Source organism: Janthinobacterium sp. UMAB-56 (assembly GCF_900095265.1).
GTDB lineage: Bacteria > Pseudomonadota > Gammaproteobacteria > Burkholderiales > Burkholderiaceae_D > Janthinobacterium.
Genome location: NZ_LT607687.1, coordinates 1 through 2,525, shown reverse-complemented (window position 1 = coordinate 2,525; position 2,525 = coordinate 1). Strand labels below are relative to the sequence as shown.

3 protein-coding genes are annotated in these 2,525 nt (G+C 63.2%); all 3 read right to left on the bottom strand.

The annotated features are described in order from the left end of the window. Positions 1-83: 83 nt before the first annotated feature. Complete coding sequence (locus tag K0F85_RS28210; protein ID WP_374198848.1) at positions 84-1,601, bottom strand: IS66 family transposase; 1,518 nt, start codon at positions 1,599-1,601, stop codon at positions 84-86. Positions 1,602-1,699: 98 nt separating this feature from the next. Then, positions 1,700-2,047 carry an IS66 family insertion sequence element accessory protein TnpB gene (gene tnpB / locus K0F85_RS28205; protein WP_219119112.1) on the bottom strand — a complete coding sequence of 116 codons (348 nt, stop codon included), beginning with the start codon at positions 2,045-2,047 and terminating at the stop codon, positions 1,700-1,702. Continuing rightward, positions 2,044-2,430 carry a transposase gene (locus K0F85_RS28200; protein WP_219119111.1) on the bottom strand — a complete coding sequence of 129 codons (387 nt, stop codon included), beginning with the start codon at positions 2,428-2,430 and terminating at the stop codon, positions 2,044-2,046. Before K0F85_RS28200 ends, tnpB begins: the two co-directional genes overlap by 4 nt. Between the last annotated feature and the right edge of the window lie 95 nt (positions 2,431-2,525).

Below are 2,525 nucleotides of genomic sequence, written 5' to 3'. Positions count from 1 at the left end.
GTAAGCGTCAAGCCAGCGCCGTCTTGAGCCCGTCAATGAATCAGAAGATGATGGCATCACACCGCTGGGAAGCGGCGTGTTGTTTAAGCCGAAGGGAGCTGCGCGGCGCAGTTCCAGGGCAGGAAGTCATCGACCCGGTTGACCGGATGATCGGCGATGTGGGTCAGCACATGGCGCAGCCACGCTTCGGGGTCAACCCCGTTCAGCTTGGCAGTGCCGATCAATGAGTAGATGGCGGCGGCACGCTCGCCACCGCTGTCGGCACCAGCGAACAGGTAGTTGCGCCGGCCGATGGCGACGCCACGCAAGGCGCGTTCGGCGGCCGAGTTGTCAATCTCGATGATGCCGTTATCGCAGTAGCGCAGCAATGCCGGCCACAGATTGAGCGCGTACAGGATCGCCGCCGCCGTGTCCGACTTGCGCGACAGCTTGTCAAGCGTGGCGCGCAGCCAGCTGTCGAAGTCATCGAGCAATGGTCGTGATCGTTGCTGGCGCACCTGCTGTCGTTCGTGCGGCGGCTTGCCGCGTATCTCGGCCTCGATCACATACAGCTCGGCAATCCGGCGCAGAGCTTCGGTCGTGATGGCCGATGGTCTGGCTGCATGCAGATCGTGGAACTTGCGGCGCGCATGTGCCCAGCACGCCGCTTCCTGTATGGTGCCGTCGACGTAAAGTGCATTGAAACCGGCATACGCATCGGCCTGCAGCACGCCCTTGAAGTTGGCCAAATGAGTTTGCGGATGGATGCCTTTGCGGTCCGGCGTGTAGGCGAACCAGACCGCCGCCGGCGTGGTGTCGCCGGCGGCGCTATCGTCACGCACGTAGGTCCATAGCCGTGCTGTTTTCGTCTTGCCATTGCCCGGCGCCAGCACCGGAATCGGCGTGTCGTCGGCGTGCAGCTTGGCGCCAGCGAGCACATGGCGCCGGATCGCGTCGACCAGCGGGCGCAACAAGGCGCTGGCGGCACCAACCCAGTTCGCCAGCAGCGCTCGCTCCAGTTCAACGCCTTCGCGGGCATAGATCACCGATTGCCGGTACAGCGGCAGGTGGTCGGCAAACTTGGCCACCAGCACATGTGCCAGCAAGCCCGGTCCGGCGATGCCGCGTGCAATCGGTCGGCTTGGCGCAGGCGCCTGCACGATGGTGTCGCAGCACTTGCAGGCCAGTTTCGGACGCACATGGCGGATCACGCGGAAGCTGCCTGGTATCCATTCGAGTTGTTCGGCAACGTCCTCACCCAACTGGCGCAGCCCGCCACCGCACGCTGGGCAAGCCTCGGCCTGCGGTTGATACACGCGTTCGTCGCGCGGCAGGTGCTCTGGCAGCGGTTTGCGCGCCGACTTGGTGCGCGGTGCCTTGTCTGTCGGTGGCCGCTCGCGCTCGGCCTCGCCTTCGGTGGCCTGCAGGTCTTCCAGTTGTAATTCCAGCTGTTCGATCTGGTGGTCCAACTTCTCGGATTTGCGACCGAACTGCATGCGCCTCAGCTTCGCGATCATCAGCTTCAGATGCTCGATCTCGACCTCGGTCGTCGTCAGTTGCGCGCGCAGTCCCGACACCAGCTCGTCGTGCGCAGCGATGGCGACATCGCGCTCACGCACCATCTGCTCGGCCGCCAGCAGCAACGCCTTCAGGGCATCGATGTCGTTGGGCAGGTCGGCTGAATTGAGCATGGGCCAAGTTTACGCGAGGGTGCCGACGTTTACAAGGCCGATTGTGGTTGCCAGGTGCGCACCGGCTGGCGCCAGTCGATGCCTTCGAGCAGCATCGACAGCTGGGCCTGAGTCAGTGTGACCGTACCGCTGTTGGCCTGTGGCCAGATGAAACGGCCCCGCTCAAGCCGCTTGGCCAGCAGGCACAGGCCGTCGCCAGTCCACCACAGCAGTTTGATGATGTCGCCGCGTCGGCCACGAAATACAAACACATGGCCGTTGAATGGATCGGTCTGCAGCGTCGTCTCTATCTTGGCCGCCAGGCCGTTGAAGCCGCAGCGCATGTCGGTGATGCCAGCGACGATCCAGATCCGGGTGTGGGCCGGCAGGCCGATCATGGCAGCAGCCGCTGCAACACCAGGTGCAGCACGGCAGTGTCAACGGCCCCCTCCAGTCGCAGCCGCGCTGTGCCAACGGTCAGTTCAATGACGCCGCCGGACGCCGATGCCTGCTGGGCCAAAGGCTGTGCTATGACCGGTGCCACCACCGTCACCGGCAGCAGTGTGCAGACATTATTGCCAGATTCCTGCTGGCCTTCTCCGAACAGTTTACGCCAAGCGAATACCTGATTGGCGTTGAGGTTGTGCTGGCGGGCGATGCGCGAAACGGATGCGTCCGGCAGCAGCGACTGGGCGACGACGGCCCGCTTGAATTCATCGGAGTGGCGCCGGTAGCTGCCACGTTTTGAGGGTCTTGCGACTGGTTGAATTATTGTGTCCATAATCGAGTTTGTGGACACAACCGATTTGTGCCTCAACCTCAAATCATGCTGGTAGGGACAGCCCTCGTAAAGACGGCCCTGCTTTGACGCTTACG